Below are 14565 nucleotides of genomic sequence, written 5' to 3' on the forward strand. Positions count from 1 at the left end.
ATGAAGTTCGACGGACCAGAAGTTTCCCGACGCCGCGTTCTCGGCGGCGCCGCCGCGACCACCGTGGCGGTCGGTGCCTTCCGAGTGCTCGGTTCCGCACAAGCGGGGGCCGCGCCGGCGCAGACCGGCTATCTCGTGGGAGCCGGACGTGCCGACATGACGGGCGCGGTGGCAGGCCAGGGAATGATGGGCTACTCCCAGCCCCAGCAGGTCGCCGCGGGATTGCACATGCGTTATCACGCAAGGGCATACATCATCGCAGACAGCGCCTCGGGTCAGCGGGTGGTCTTCGTGACGGCTGACTCCTCGTGCGTGTTCGAATCGATCCACATCGGAGTGCTGGCCAAGCTGCGGGCACGGTACGGCGATCTGTACACCGAGAAGAACGTCAACCTCAACGCCACCCACAACCACAACTCGTGTGGTGGTACCGCCTGGGACTACGCGTATACGTTGGCCGCGTTCGGCTTCAAGAAGAACTCTTACGACGCCGAGGTCAACGGGGTATTCGCGGCGATCTGCCGCGCACACGACTCTCTTGCACCCGGCACGGTGAAGCTCGGGCGAACCGAGCTGCACAATGCGAGCGCGCAGCGCTCAAGAGTCGCCTTCGATCTGAACCCGGCCCACGACAAGAATGCGTTCCCCGACGCCATCGACCCAGCAGTGACCGTGCTCCGGCTGGCGCAGGCAGGCAAGGACATCGGCGTGATCACCTGGTTCTCCACGCACGGAACCTCGATCGCCGACCACAATCGACTGATCACGGTGGACAACAAGGGTTATGCCAGCCACCGATGGGAGAGTGATGAGCCGGGCGTGATCGCGGCGTTCCCGCAGACCAACGCCGGAGACATGACCCCGAACCTCGATCTGGTGCCGTTCAGTCCATCTGGACCCACGGCCGACAATCGGGCCAACTGCGCCATCATCGGTGAGCGTCAATATCAGGCGGGCCGTGAGGCATCCCGCTCTGCCTCGCCGATGACTCGCAGCGGGGTGGAATCTGTGGTGCACTACGTCGACTTCTCCGACGTCGCCATCGACGGTACGTACACCCCAGATGGGAAGCCCGCGCGCACCAGCCCGGCGATGATGGGCGCCGGCGCGGTGGCAACCAGCTCGGAGGACAACTTCGAACAGCCCTTGCCGTTCTTCTATGAGGGACAGGTCAATCCGTTGGTGGCCGCGGTGGGTGGGCTCGACGCCGAGGTGTCGCCATGGGTGCGAGACGTGCAGGCTCCCAAGCTCATCGCGTTTCCGCTGGGGCTGCTGCCACCGTGGCCATGGATACCTCAGATCATGCCGGTCCAGATCATCCGGATAGGCGATCTCGTGCTTGCGGCTGCCCCTGCCGAGTTCACCATCGTCTCAGGGCTCCGGGTACGGCAAGTCGTGGCACACGCCTTGCAGATCTCGGCGGACAACGTCCTGCTGCAGGGCTTCGCCAACGGATACAGCCAGTACGTCACCACCCCGGAAGAGTATGTGTCACAGCAGTACGAGGGTGGGGAGACGCAGTTCGGCCGGTGGACACTGTCGGCGTACATGCAGAGTTTCGATGCCCTCGCCGGGGCCATGGCGAGGGGTTCCGATCTCGGACGGGGACCGGCGCCCCTGAACAAATCCGGCATCCAACCGGATCTCGTGCCGCCTCCACCTCCGGACGTCCCGATCGCGGGGCACCGTTTCGGAGACGTACTGAGGGGTCCTGAGCCTCGTCATCGAGGCGGGAGCACGGTGGCCGTGGAGTTCGTCGGTGCCCATCCCAACAACAATCTACGTACGTCAGATACCTACGTCGAAGTGCAACAGTGGACGGCCGACACGTGGGACCGGGTCTACGACGACAACGCATGGTCGACCGAGATGCATTGGGCGCGACCGGCCAACAGTACCGACACCTCGGTGATCACCGTCCTGTGGAACATTCCTGCCGGGACGTCCGGCAGGTTCCGCATCCGCTACTTCGGCGACTCGAAGAATCCGGCGGGCACGATCACCGGCTTCACCGGTACATCGGCGGCTTTCGACGTCTCGCGTTAGCCCGCGTCCGGAGCGACGGTGAACCAACCCGACACCGCGACCGTCGGCAAGGGTGACGACTGGCTCGGTTCGGGCTCGGTGTCGTCGAGCGGAGCAAAAGGGTTGCCGAAGACGCGAGTTGCGGTCGGGCAGTTGAACTCACCGGCGACGGCGGTGCTGGACAGGGCGGTCACCGTCGTCGCACAGGTGTCGGCACCGTAGGCGGTCCCGTCGACGACAACCGTGATCCGCGCATTGAGTGCAGTGCGGGTGGTCAGGTCGCCGACGAGCATGTCGATGGTGACGCCGTCGGAGCCTTCGTCTTTGAACAGGAACAGCAGACTGTCGATCGGGACCGCCGGGTCGGCATTGCCCCACCGCGCGAAGCGATAGCAGCCTTGTTGTGGTTCGGCGCCCGTGATCGCGACCGTGGCCTGGCCGGTGGCGAAGGAGAGATTCTGCAGACTGTGATCGATCGGGCCGGCCGGCGGTGTCGATCGGCACTGGTCATCGGCGACTCTGGCGTTCTGCGGGGCCGTCGGCGTCGGCGCGACCGTCGATGAACTCACGGGGTCCTCGGACGAGTTCGACTGGCCACCGCATCCGGCCGTCAGCAGAGCGCATGCGGCGACCGACATCGCGACCCGGTGGAACCGTGACCGCCTCAATCTGCCGCCGCCACCAGGGGTTCGAGAGTCAGGTCGCCGTGTTCCTTCTCGATGTACTGCAGCCGCCACTTGTCGCTGACGAGAGCCAGGAGTGCCCCGTCGCTGCGGGTGAACACCTCCACCCCTCGCTGCCGGTTCAGTTCGTCCACACTCTCGGCGTCGGTCCGACGGGCCAACTGGTAAGGCAGGCCCTGGAAGCTCGTCTCGACCCCGAACTCGGTCTTCATCCGCGCCGTCACGACCTCGAACTGCATCGGACCGACAGCGGCGAGCACCGGGGAGGCATCGCCGCGAATATCGTTGCGCAGCACCTGCACAACACCTTCGGAGTCGAGCTGGTCGATGGCCTTGCGGAACTGTTTGTACTTGCCTGCCGATTCGGCACGGCACACCGAGAAGTGTTCGGGGGCAAAGGAGGGGATGGGCGGGAATTGAACCTTCGGACCCGAGTAGAGGGTGTCGCCGGGGGCCAGCGCCATGGCATTGACCAAACCCACCACGTCGCCGGGGTAAGCGGTGTCCACCGTCGAGCGGTCTCGGCCGAACACGGCTTGGGCGTACTTGGTGGCAAACGGTTTCCCGGTTTGAGCGTGGGTGACCACCATGCCCCGCTCGAACTCTCCCGAGACGATGCGCATGTAGGCCAGTCGATCTCGATGCGAGGAATCCATGCCCGCCTGCACCTTGAAGACCACGGCGCTGAACGCGTCGGTGACCTCGCGGACCGTGTGATCGATCGCCTCGCGGCCCGTGGGCGGCGGTGCCAACTCGATCAGGGCCTGAAGCAGTTGGCGTACACCGAAATTGAGCACAGCGGAGGCGAAGATCATCGGCGACGTCTGGCCGGCCAGGAACATCTCCTGGTCATGGTCCTGACCCATCTCCGAGAGCAGTTCGCTCTCCTCGACCGCGGTGGTCCAGTCGTCCTCCTCGCGAGCGAGTGCATCCTCGGGTTCGATGAGCTCTTCGGGTGCGATCGTCGCGCCACCGGCGGTGCGTGTGAAGTGGATGTACTTGCCGGTCCGCCGGTCGAGCAATCCGCGGAAGTCTCCGGCGATGCCGACAGGGAAGTACAGGGGGGTGGGGGTCAGGCCGATGCGGTCGCTGATCTCGTCGATCAGCTCCAGGGGAGTGCGTCCCGGCCGGTCCCACTTGTTGACGATGGTGATGATGGGAATGCCGCGGTGGCGACACACCTGGAACAGCTTGAGGGTCTGCGGCTCGAGTCCCTTGGCCGCATCGATGAGCATCACGGCGGCATCGACGGCCGTGAGCACCCGGTAGGTGTCCTCGGAGAAGTCGGCGTGACCGGGCGTGTCGACGAGGTTGATCACATTGACCTCGTCGACACCGCTACTGGTCTTGTCGAGGCGGTAGTTGAACTGCAGTGCGGTCGAGCTCACGGAGATACCGCGAGCCTTCTCCATCTCCATCCAGTCCGACACGGTCGAGCGCCTGCCGGCTTTGCCGTGGATGGCGCCCGCTTCGCTGATCATCCGCGCATGCAGGGCCAGCGCCTCGGTCATCGTCGACTTACCGGCATCCGGGTGCGAGATGATCGCGAATGTGCGACGGCGGGCCACCTCGCGGGCCACCACGGCCTTGTTGGCGGTAGGGGTTTCGGCAGGTGTAGCGGTCGGGTCGGAACTCACTCAGAAAAGGCTACAGACCAGCGCGTTCGGGTACCAATCGCCACCACCGCCGAGCGGCCCGCTCGGTGGAGGTGCTACTCGAACGGGACCGGCGGGAGGGTGACGACCTGCGCGGCGTAGCTGAGGCCGGCGCCGTAACCGAGCAGCAGTGCGGTATCGCCTGGCTTGGCCTTGCCGTTGGACAGCAGGTCCTCCATGGCCAGCGGGATCGAGGCGGCAGAGGTGTTGCCGGTGGTCTCGATGTCGCCGGCGACAACAGCGTCGTCGCGGAGTTTGAGGCCGCGGGCCAGCAGGTCGTTGATCCGTGCGTTCGCCTGGTGTGGGACGAAGACGTCGAGTTCCTGCGCATCGATCTTTGCGGCGTCCAGTGCCCGCTGAGCTGCCTTGCCCATCTCGAATGCCGCCCAGCGGAAGACGCTGGTGCCCTCCATCCGCAGGTAGGGGCGCTGTTTGCGGTCGCCTTCGATGAACTCGAGCCAGTCGATGTCCTGGCGGATCGCGTCGTACTGCGAACCGTCGCTGCCCCAGATGACCGGGCCGACGCCCTGGGTTTCGGTGGCTCCGAGGACCACGGCGCCGGCGCCGTCACCGAAGATGAAGCAGTTGCCGCGATCGGTCATGTCGAGCGCGATCGACAGCTGCTCGGATCCGATGACAAGAACGTTGGTGGCACTGCCTCCGCGGATCATGTCGGCGCCGATCCCCATCGCGTAGCCGAATCCGGCGCATCCGACGGTGACGTCGAAAGCGGGCACCCCGTTGGCGCCGAGCGCGGTGGCGACCGCGGTGCCGGCACCGGGGGTGAGCAGCAGGTGGGTGTTGGTGGCGACGATGACGGCGTCGATGTCCGAACCGCTCAGCAGCGCATTGGCAATGGCCTTGCGTCCGGAATCGATGGCCATCGTGGTGACGTTCTCGTCCGGCCCGCAGAACCGCCGGGTCTTGATTCCGGTGCGGGTGTAGATCCATTCATCGCTGGAGTCGATCTTCTCGCAGATCTCTGCGTTGGTGACCACGCGATCCGGCCGATAGGCGCCGATGCCGAGAATCCCGACGTTGTTGATCCCGGTTTTGTCAGCGATGACAGGCATGCGTTCCTCTTTTCATTGCGGCTTCTTCGATGTATCGGTCGGCCGGCGAAGCTTGTAACAGGCTAGCGAGTGCCACCTCACAAATCGAGCTTCTCCGACGCGACGGCGCGGTTGTCAGCTCACCACGCGTGTACGCGATTCTGAGCGTCTTCCAGGGTGTTCGAGATCAGCAATTCGATCGCGTCGGACGCGTTCTCCAGCAGCAGTGGCACCTCGGTGCGTTCGGACGTCGAGAACGGCTTGAGGACGAAGTCGGCGGGATCCTGACGACCGGGTGGTCGGCCCACTCCGAGCCGGACCCGGAGGTAGTCCTTGCTGCCCACGGCCTGCGAGATGGAGCGAAGGCCGTTGTGGCCACCTTCGCCGCCACCCTGCTTCAGGCGGACCGCTCCGAAGTCGATGTCCAATTCGTCGTGGACCACCACGAGTGTGTGTGGTCCCGCGAACTGCGGACCCGCGGAATAGAACGACGCCAACGGCCCGACCTGGCGGCCCGATTCGTTCATGAAACACGTCGGGACGGCCAGGACAACGGGAGTGCCTGCCAACCGTCCGACCGCGATCTGGGCCCCGGACTTCTTGTGTACCTTGAACTTTTCGCCGAGCTTGTGCGCCAGGTGTTGTACCGCCATCGCCCCGACGTTGTGGCGGGTCTTCTCGTAGCGGGTGCCCGGATTGCCCAGGCCGACAATCACGATGCTCTCGGTCACGCGCTCATTCTGTCATCCGTGCCCATCACGACGGTTCGCCCACCGGAGCGTCCAGCAGCACCTGCGCGGTCAGCTTCGCAACCCGTGATGCATCGTCCTGTGCCCCCGCGGTCCGGGCTACGATGCTGCCCTCGTGCAAGAGCGTCAACTGCCCGGCGAGGAAATCGGGCTGCGGATAGCCGGCCGCGGTACATGTGTGCGCGAACAGGTCACGCACCCACGCCTTCTCCTCGACGATGATCTCGACACCGGGATGGTCGGTTCCGCCGAGTTCGGCGTACGCATTGATGAAGCCGCAGCCGCGCACCCACGACGCCATCCATTCGTCGGTGGCGTCGAAGACGGCCAGGGCCTGGGCGCGCCCCACCGGAAGGGGACGGATGAAGTCGAGCACGAGGCTGCGCCACCGCAGACTTCGGCGATGTAGATAAGCGACGATCAGCCCGTCCTTGGATCCGAACCGGTCGTAGATCGTCTTCTTGGTGGTGCCGGCGGCCTCGGCGATCGAGTCGACACCGACCGCTCGGATGCCGTGGGTGTAGAACAAGGTCCCCGCGGCGTCGAGGATTCGCTCGGCTGCCGGGGTCATGGGCGCCTCGGTCGGTACGTCGAGGACAGCGGGAACGGTCATGGATCTCCTCGGTCGGTGGCTCGGTACACTGCAAGTATACCGACCGGTGTGTTTACCTGTCGGCATGATCAAAGCCTCGACGGTTCTGGTGCTCACATGGAGCTCGGGTTATCTCGGAGCAGAGCTCGCCGCCCGCTACTCCTCCTGGCACATGCTGCTCAGCTGCCGGTTCGCGGTGGCTGCCATCCTGCTGATCGGCTTCTGTGTGGTGAGGCGTCTGCGCATCACCCGCGCAGGCGTGATGCGACAGGTGGGCCTGGCGATCGTGATGCAGGGTCTGTACCTGGGGGCGATCAGCGCCTCGGTGGGTGCGGGGCTGAGTCCCGGCATCACCGCATTGATCTGTTCACTGCAGCCGTTGGTGGTGGCGGCGTGTGCGGTGCCCGTGCTCGGTCAGCGGATAGGAGCCCGTGAGTGGCTGGGCCTGGCCGTCGGCATAGCGGGTGTCGGACTTGTGGTCGGGGGCAAGGTGCACGCCGGCGGCGTTCCCTGGTGGGCTTACCTGCTGTGCACGTTCGGGATGCTCGCCCTGGTCGCGGCCACACTCACCGAGCGGCGACTGCGGCCGCCCGAGCCGATGGCGGCCGCCCTGGCCGTGCAGTGCGTCGTGGGTGCCGTCATCTTCTGGGCTGTGAATGTGGCTGTCGGGGACGTGATTCCGCCGATGACGTTCGACTTCGCGTGGTCGCTGGGATGGGCCGTTCTCTTTGCGACGTTCGGCGGCTGGGGTGCCTACCTGTGGGTCAATCGGGAGGCCGGACCGATGCACCTGAGCACCCTGCTGCTGCTCGTGCCGCCCACCACCATGGTGATCGCCTGGCCGATGTTCGGCGATCAGCTCGGGGTGTGGGAGGTGGCCGGCGTCGTGGTCAGCGCGGCGGGAGTGACCATCAAGCTGCTGGGAACGTCGGCAGGCGCGTCGTCGAGACCGGCGCCGCAGACGACTCCGGCCCGCGACACCGAAGTGCGCGGGCCGGAGACGGCGGAATCCTTGCGGCGCTGACTACTCGCCGGCGGAGTCGCCCTCGGCGGCGGCGGAATCGGTCTCGGCCGGCTCGGAAGCGTCGGTGTCCGATTCGGTCTCGGCCTTCTGAGCCTCGTTGACGGCGATGATCAGCGTCTCGGGATCGGAGATCAGCGTGACGCCCTCGGGCAGCTCGAGCTCGGCCGCGCTGATCGAGTATCCGGCTTCCTTGCCCTCGACCGACACGACGATCTGCTCGGGGATCGACAGCACGTCGGCCTCGATCTCGATGACGCTGGCGTCCTGGGTGACCAGGTTGCCGGGGGCGGCGTCGCCCTCGACAACGATCGCGACCTCGACGGTGACCTTCTCGCCGCGGTTGATCACCACGAGGTCGGCGTGCTCGATGTAGTTGCGGATCGGGTGCACGTCGACCTGCTTGGTCAGTGCCAGCTGGGTCTCGCCCTCGATGTCGAGGTCGATGACGGCGTTGAGGCCGTTGTTACGCAGGATCGCGGCGAACTCACGGGCCGGGATGGTGAGGTGCCTGGGCTCGGTGCCGTGGCCGTAGAGCACGGCGGGCACGTTGCCTGCGCGACGGGTGCGACGGGCTGCGCCCTTGCCGCTCTCGGTGCGGATCGAAACGCTCAGATTGCTGGCCTGATTGGCAGTGGCCATGATGGGTGTTCTCCTCGGTGTTACGGATGGTGGGTCTGTGGGTCACGACAACATCGACAGACAGCCACAGTGCACCCGAAGGGGAGAACCACGCCGCGCCGATCACGGTGACAATCGAGATCACCCTCGCCGAGACAACGGGTCAGACTATACCGCACCCGTGCCGTGGCTCCGATTCGCGCTGATGGGCGGCGCTGTGACCGGCTCGCCGACTTCGGCGACCACGCCGCGCCACCGGCGGGTAGCGTCGCCGGTATGACAGACGATTTCGACACAGAGACCGACAGATCTGAGGCGGAGATCGCCCGGTCGTTCCTCGAATTGCTCGCCCTCGGCGACCTCGGCGCCGCGATGGAGCTGGTTCACCCCGACATCGACTACACCAACGTGGGCGTCTCGACGATCCGCGGCAAGTCCCGCGTCGCCAAGCTCTTCAAGGTGATGGAGAACCCTCGCGCGGGCTTCGGCGTGCAGTTCATCAACGTCACCACCGACGGTCCCGTGGTGCTGACCGAACGCATCGACGAACTCACCTTCGGCAGGTTCTCGATGCAGTTCTGGGTCTGTGGCCGGTTCGAGATCGCGGATGGCCTGATCACCGTCTGGCGCGACTACTTCGACTTCTTCGACATGACAAAGGGCGTACTTCGCGGCCTGGCCGCCATCGCCGTGCCGCGTCTGCAGCGACCGCTGCCGAAGCCCACCCTGACCGCCATCGCGCCGTTCGGCGGTTAGGCGGCCGGCCCTCTTCTCAGAGGATGTCGTCGATCGATTCGACCGGACGCGCGAGTCGCGTGCCCTTGTCGGTCACCACGAACGGCCGCTCGATGAGGATCGGGTTGGTGGCCATCGCGTCGAGCAACTCGTCGTCGGTCGCGTCGGCGAGATCGAGTTCGGTGTACAGGGACTCGCGCTTGCGAACTGCCTGACGGACCTCGATGCCGGCGTCGGCGATCATCTTCTCCAGGGCGACACGGCTCGGCGGTGTCTCCAGATATTTGACGATCGTCGGCTCGACCCCGCCGTCGCGCATACGCTGCAATGCCTTGCGCGACGTCGAGCACTTGGGGTTGTGGTAGATGGTCGCCACCGGAGTGCCTATGCGCTTCCGTTGAACAGGCTTGTCACCGAACCGTTTTCGAACACCTCACGGATGGTGCGGCCCAGCAGCGGCGCGATCGACAGCACGGTGAGGCTGTCGAACTGCTTTTCCGGCCCGATCGGCAACGTGTCGGTGGCGATGACCTCACGGGCTCCGCAGTTGGCGAGTCGCTCGGCAGCGGGGTCGGAGAAGACGCCGTGTGTGGTCGCGATGATCACGTCGCCTGCGCCGGCGTCCTTGAGGACCTGGACCGCGCCGGCGATGGTGCCGCCGGTGTCGATCATGTCGTCGATCAGCACGCAGGTGCGTCCCGAGACGTCACCGACCACACGGTTGGACTTCACCTGGTTGGGCACCAGGGGGTCGCGTGTCTTGTGGATGAAGGCCAGCGGGGCACCGTCGAGCGAGTCGGCCCACTTCTCGGCGACGCGGACACGTCCGGAGTCGGGGGAGACCACGGTGATGTGTTTGGTGCCGTACTTGTTCTTGACGTACTCCGACAGCTGACCCTGCGCGTGCATGTGGTCGACCGGTCCGTCGAAGAACCCTTGGATCTGGTCGGTGTGCAGGTCGACCGTGATGATGCGGTCGGCGCCCGCGGTCTTCAGCAGATCGGCCACCAGACGAGCCGAAATGGGTTCGCGCCCACGATGTTTCTTGTCCTGGCGCGCATACGGGTAGAACGGCAGGATGGCGGTGATGCGCTTGGCCGACCCACGCTTGAGGGCGTCGATCATGATCAGCTGTTCCATCAGGTGCTTGTTCAGGGGATACGGGCAGCTCTGGAGCACAAAAGCATCCGAGCCACGGACCGACTCCTCGAAACGCACGAAGATCTCACCGTTGGCGAAGTCTCTGGCGGTTTGCGGGGTGACCTTGATGTCGAGTTCCCGGGCGACCGCGTCGGCCAGCTCGGGATGTGCACGACCAGAGAACAGCATGAGGCTCTTCTGGTTGTCGGTGGTGGTCCAGGTCACTGATCTTCACTTTCTTGTTGCACGTGATCGGCGACGGTGAGTGCGTCGGCAGCCGCCCGGGCTGCGGGCGTGCCGGGCCGTTTGGCTTGCACCCAACCGTCGATGTTTCGTTGTTTGCCACCGGAGATCGCCAAGGCGCCCGCGGGCACATCCTGCGTCAAGACGGTACCCGCTCCGGTGTAGGCGCCATCACCGACGTTGACCGGTGCGACGAACATCGTGTCGGACCCGGTGCGGCAGTGTGAGCCGACGACGGTCCGGTTCTTGTTCACACCGTCGTAGTTCACGAAGACGCTCGAGGCGCCGATGTTGGTGCCCTCGCCGATGGTGGCGTCGCCCACATAGGTCAGGTGGGGCACCTTGGCGCCGGGCCCGATGTCGGCGTTCTTGGTCTCGACGAAGGTCCCGATCTTGCCGCCGTCGCCCAGCACGCTGCCGGGTCGCAGGTAGGCGAAGGGGCCGACCTGGGTGTCGGCGCCCACCACCGCGTCGGTCGCGTGGGTTCGGATGATCGAGGCGCCGGTCCCCACGGTGACGTTCGCAAGGGTGCTGTCGGGCCCGATCTGCGCCCCGGTCGCGACGTCGGTGGTTCCGAGCAGCTGAGTACCGGGAGCGATGGTGACGTCGGGCTCGATCGTCACATCGACGTCGATCCAGGTGGTGCCCGGATCGATGATCGTGACGCCGGCCAGCATGTGGCGGGCGAGAACCCGGCGATTGAGTTCGGCGCCCAGGGTGGACAGTTGCAGCCGGTCGTTGCAGCCGGCGACCAGGGCGGCGTCGTCGATGTGCTTGGCGCGCACCACTTTCGAGTGCCGGTTGGCGATCTCGATGACATCGGTGAGGTACAGCTCGTGCTGTGCGTTGTCGGGCGACAACTCGGCCAGGGCCCCCATCAGGGTCTGCGCGTCGAAGGCGTAGACGCCCGAGTTGACCTCGGTGATCTCCCGTTGCTGCTCTGTGGCGTCCTTCTGTTCGACGATCGCCGTGACCGCACCGTCCTGGGTTCGCAGAACCCGGCCGTACCCGGTGGGGTCTTCGGCTGTGGACGTGAGCACTGTCACCGCGGCACGGGGCGACGCGGTGTGGTCGCTGATCAGCGCATGAAGTGTCGGTCCGTCGAGCAGTGGGACATCCGCCGCGGTCACCAGCACGGTGCCGTCGAAGCCGTCGGGCAACGCCGACAGTCCGGCGCGCACGGCGTCACCGGTGCCGTTCTGCTGCTCCTGCACCGCCGTCACCACCTGGCGGCCCAACGTGGTGGCGATCTGCGAGCACGCGGTCTCGACCCGGGTGCGGTCGTGGCCGACGACGACCACCAGGTGGTCGGGAGCGATGTCGTCTGCGGCGTGCAGCGCGTGGGACAGCAGCGTGCGGCCGGCGATGGTGTGCAGGACTTTCGGGGTCGCGGACTTCATCCGGGTGCCTGCGCCTGCGGCGAGAACCAGAACTGCGGTCGGTCCGGACGACGAAGGCGCGGATGCGGGGGCCGCGGACATAGAACTCCCATGCGGTTGGAAGCGGGGGAACGGCCCGATCCTACGCACCTTCGGAGGGGTCTTGATACAACTGGGTGAGTATCGACCGGGCAGCGCAGTGATGGTTCGGGCCGGCCGGGTGGACGAATCAGGTTTCTTCGACAAGGAGTTGTTTGTGAGCGAACAGAGAACGGCGATCGTGACCGGAGCGGCCCGCGGCATCGGTGCGGCGGTGGCCAAGCGTCTGGCCTCCGACGGCCTGGCGGTGGCAGTGCTGGACCTCGACGAGGGCAGTTGTGCCGACACCGTCAAGGCGATCACCGACGCCGGCGGCAAAGCCCTGGCCGTGGGCGCCGATGTCTCCGACGAGGACTCGGTGGCCGCAGCGGTCGAACGAGTCGCGAGCGAGCTCGGCGCCCCGACCGTCCTGATCAACAACGCCGGCATCACCCGCGACAACCTGCTCTTCAAGATGCCCGTCTCGGACTGGGACGCGGTCATGAACGTGCACTTGCGCGGTGCTTTCCTGATGTCGCGTGCGGTGCAGCAGCACATGGTCGGCGCCAAGTTCGGCCGGATCGTGAACCTCTCGAGCACCTCGGCCCAGGGCAACCGTGGCCAGGTCAACTACTCGGCCGCCAAGGCGGGCATGCAGGGCTTCACCAAGACCCTGGCCATCGAGCTGGGCAAGTTCGGCGTCACCGCCAATGCCATCGCCCCCGGATTCATCGAGACCGAGATGACCGCGGCCACGGCCGAACGCGTCGGGGTTTCCTTCGAGGACTTCAAGAAGGCCGCTGCTTCGCAGATCCCGGTCGCGCGGACAGGTGTGCCCGATGACATCGCCCACACGGCCTCGTTCTTCGTCAGCGAAGGCGCCGGTTTCGTGTCCGGACAGGTGATCTACGTCGCAGGCGGCCCCAAGGACTGAGCTGTGCGCAGTCCGGACCTGTTGCGCTCGGGGTCCGGACGCGTGGCACAATCGTGAGCGCAATCCGCCATGGTGTAATCGGCAACACTCCTGATTTTGGTTCAGGCATTCTAGGTTCGAGTCCTGGTGGCGGAGCAACGAGTGACAGGAGGGACCGAGGTGACCGTCGACCGTCCCACCGCACACGAAGAGAAGGTGCAACGCGCCCCGCGAGCCCGCATGACGGGAACGCAGCGGCGCCACCAGCTGATCGAGGTGGCCCGTGGGCTGTTCGCCGAGCGCGGTTTCGACTCGACCTCTGTCGAGGAGATCGCTCAGCGCGCAGGCGTCTCCAAACCTGTTGTGTATGAACATTTCGGCGGCAAAGAGGGTCTCTACGCCGTGGTGGTGGACCGCGAGATGGAAACCCTGTTGGGGATGATCACGTCCTCGCTCACCCAGAACCGGTCGAGGTTCCGGATCCAGCAGGTGGCCTTGGCCTTGCTGACCTATATGGAAGACCGCACCGAGGGATTCCGGATCCTGGTGCGCGGTACCCCCACAGCGGGCGAGACCGGTAAGTACTCGAGCTTGCTGACCGACGCCATCAGCCAGGTTGAGCACCTTCTGGCCAGTGACTTTCAGCGCCGCGACCGCGACCCGGCACTGGCGCCGCTGTACGCACAGGCCCTCGTGGGAATGGTGACCGTGACCGCTCAGTGGTGGCTCGACGTCCGTGAGCCGTCCAAGGAGGTGGTGGCCGCCCACCTGGTGAACCTCTGCTGGAACGGCTTGTCGCACTTGGAATCCGACCCACATCTCGTCGGTCCGGACTACACCGAGAAGGGGTAGCCCCAGGCTGCTGTCGAGGACCGACTCGTCAGCTCAGCTGCAGGCTCCGTTTGCTCAGGCCCATCCAGAATCCGTCGATGATCTGCTGACCCTGCTGCTCCGGGTCGTCGCTCGCGCCCAGTGCCACGAACAGCGGCGATCAGTGCTCGACCGTCGGATGGGCGTACGGCATGCCCGGCGCCTCGGTCCGAAAACGCACCAGTGACTCCACGTCTCCCGCGGCGAATCGTTCTGCGGCCCAACTGTCGTACTCCTTCGACCAGGTGGGTGCCGGGGCGTCGGGGCGTGGGTCACGCAGGAACGGCAGCCCGTGTGTGGTGAACCCGGACCCGATGATGAGGACGCCCTGGTCGCGCAACGGGCGCAGTCGCCGGCCGAGGTCGAGCAACTTCTCGGGGTCGAGTGTCGGCAGCGACACCTGCAAGACCGGGATCTGCGCCTCCGGGTACATCACGGTCAACGGCACATAGGCGCCGTGGTCGAGTCGGCGGTCAGTGTCGTGGTGGACTGCTTGTCCGTCGGGCATCAACGCGGCGACCTGGGCGGCGAGGTCGACGGCCCCGGGTGCGTCGTAGCGTGCGCGGTAGTAGCGCTCGGGGAAACCGCCGAAGTCGTAGGTCAGCGGCACGGTGGGATCGGTCGAACCGATGGTCAGCGGAGCGGACTCCCAGTGCGCCGAGACGATCAGGATCGCCGACGGCCGGGGCAGATCGCCGGACCACGCACGGAGTTCGGAGACCCACCGGGTGTCATCCACCAACGGCGGCGCACCGTGGCTGAGGAACAAGGCGGGCATGCGCGACACAGACATGACACTATCAACGCGG

Annotated in this window: 14 protein-coding genes, 1 tRNA gene and 1 pseudogene; 6 read left to right on the forward strand and 10 right to left on the reverse strand. The window is 65.8% G+C overall.

What is annotated here, in order from left to right; all coding sequences use genetic code 11:
- Complete coding sequence (locus tag WIMU1_RS22670; protein WP_062800671.1) at window positions 1-2046, forward strand: neutral/alkaline non-lysosomal ceramidase N-terminal domain-containing protein; 2046 nt, start codon at window positions 1-3, stop codon at window positions 2044-2046.
- Here the strand turns inward: WIMU1_RS22670 and WIMU1_RS22675 are convergent.
- The 5 genes from WIMU1_RS22675 to WIMU1_RS22695 form a co-directional block, all read right to left on the reverse strand.
- Window positions 2043-2594, reverse strand: coding sequence for a hypothetical protein (locus WIMU1_RS22675; RefSeq protein ID WP_147431403.1), 552 nt, complete (start codon window positions 2592-2594; stop codon window positions 2043-2045). The genes WIMU1_RS22670 and WIMU1_RS22675 overlap by 4 nt on opposite strands.
- 95 nt (window positions 2595-2689) lie before the next feature.
- Window positions 2690-4291: a peptide chain release factor 3 gene (locus WIMU1_RS22680; protein ID WP_033335613.1), complete on the reverse strand. Its 1602-nt coding sequence runs from the start codon at window positions 4289-4291 to the stop codon at window positions 2690-2692.
- Between the two features lie 128 nt (window positions 4292-4419).
- Window positions 4420-5436, reverse strand: coding sequence for a beta-ketoacyl-ACP synthase III (locus WIMU1_RS22685; RefSeq protein ID WP_023962911.1), 1017 nt, complete (start codon window positions 5434-5436; stop codon window positions 4420-4422).
- 119 nt (window positions 5437-5555) lie between these two features.
- The gene (pth, locus tag WIMU1_RS22690) at window positions 5556-6146 is read right to left on the reverse strand and encodes an aminoacyl-tRNA hydrolase (protein WP_062800559.1); all 591 of its coding nucleotides are present in this window, start codon (window positions 6144-6146) and stop codon (window positions 5556-5558) included.
- A gap of 25 nt (window positions 6147-6171) precedes the next feature.
- The gene (locus tag WIMU1_RS22695) at window positions 6172-6777 is read right to left on the reverse strand and encodes a TetR/AcrR family transcriptional regulator (RefSeq protein ID WP_062800561.1); all 606 of its coding nucleotides are present in this window, start codon (window positions 6775-6777) and stop codon (window positions 6172-6174) included.
- Window positions 6778-6841: 64 nt separating this feature from the next.
- Between WIMU1_RS22695 and WIMU1_RS22700 the strand changes: the two genes are divergently transcribed.
- Entirely contained in the window at window positions 6842-7780 is a 939-nt protein-coding gene (locus WIMU1_RS22700) for a DMT family transporter (RefSeq protein ID WP_158599280.1), read from the forward strand.
- Here WIMU1_RS22700 and WIMU1_RS22705 read toward each other — a convergent pair whose 3' ends face one another.
- The gene (locus tag WIMU1_RS22705; RefSeq protein WP_023962919.1) at window positions 7781-8419 is read right to left on the reverse strand and encodes a 50S ribosomal protein L25/general stress protein Ctc; all 639 of its coding nucleotides are present in this window, start codon (window positions 8417-8419) and stop codon (window positions 7781-7783) included.
- Window positions 8420-8674: 255 nt separating this feature from the next.
- Here WIMU1_RS22705 and WIMU1_RS22710 point away from each other — a divergent pair, with 255 nt between their 5' ends.
- Window positions 8675-9154 (forward strand): limonene-1,2-epoxide hydrolase family protein, encoded by a 480-nt coding sequence (locus WIMU1_RS22710; RefSeq protein WP_062800565.1) that lies wholly within the window; start codon window positions 8675-8677, stop codon window positions 9152-9154.
- A 16-nt stretch (window positions 9155-9170) separates the two neighbouring features.
- Here WIMU1_RS22710 and arsC read toward each other — a convergent pair whose 3' ends face one another.
- The 3 genes from arsC to glmU are packed head-to-tail and all read right to left on the reverse strand — an operon-like array spanning window position 9171 to window position 11997.
- On the reverse strand, window positions 9171-9509 hold the full coding sequence (gene arsC, locus WIMU1_RS22715) for an arsenate reductase (glutaredoxin) (protein ID WP_062800567.1): 339 nt from the start codon (window positions 9507-9509) through the stop codon (window positions 9171-9173).
- An 8-nt stretch (window positions 9510-9517) separates the two neighbouring features.
- Window positions 9518-10498 (reverse strand): ribose-phosphate diphosphokinase, encoded by a 981-nt coding sequence (locus WIMU1_RS22720; RefSeq protein ID WP_023962927.1) that lies wholly within the window; start codon window positions 10496-10498, stop codon window positions 9518-9520.
- Window positions 10495-11997 (reverse strand): bifunctional UDP-N-acetylglucosamine diphosphorylase/glucosamine-1-phosphate N-acetyltransferase GlmU, encoded by a 1503-nt coding sequence (gene glmU / locus WIMU1_RS22725; protein WP_062800569.1) that lies wholly within the window; start codon window positions 11995-11997, stop codon window positions 10495-10497. The genes WIMU1_RS22720 and glmU overlap by 4 nt, the downstream gene beginning before the upstream one ends.
- A gap of 154 nt (window positions 11998-12151) precedes the next feature.
- Between glmU and WIMU1_RS22730 the strand changes: the two genes are divergently transcribed.
- From WIMU1_RS22730 to WIMU1_RS22740, 3 genes are all read left to right on the forward strand, one after another.
- Entirely contained in the window at window positions 12152-12907 is a 756-nt protein-coding gene (locus tag WIMU1_RS22730; protein WP_243404381.1) for an SDR family oxidoreductase, read from the forward strand.
- A 63-nt stretch (window positions 12908-12970) separates the two neighbouring features.
- A tRNA-Gln gene (locus tag WIMU1_RS22735) sits at window positions 12971-13042 on the forward strand.
- A gap of 24 nt (window positions 13043-13066) precedes the next feature.
- Window positions 13067-13738: a TetR/AcrR family transcriptional regulator gene (locus tag WIMU1_RS22740; RefSeq protein ID WP_030170774.1), complete on the forward strand. Its 672-nt coding sequence runs from the start codon at window positions 13067-13069 to the stop codon at window positions 13736-13738.
- Between the two features lie 28 nt (window positions 13739-13766).
- On the opposite strand, the pseudogene WIMU1_RS22745 reads toward WIMU1_RS22740, so the two are convergent.
- Window positions 13767-14549 (reverse strand): annotated as a pseudogene (locus WIMU1_RS22745) (dioxygenase family protein).
- Window positions 14550-14565 lie beyond the last annotated feature (16 nt).

The sequence above is a fragment of the Williamsia muralis NBRC 105860 genome (assembly GCF_001598915.1).
GTDB classification, from domain to species: Bacteria; Actinomycetota; Actinomycetes; order Mycobacteriales; family Mycobacteriaceae; genus Williamsia; species Williamsia muralis.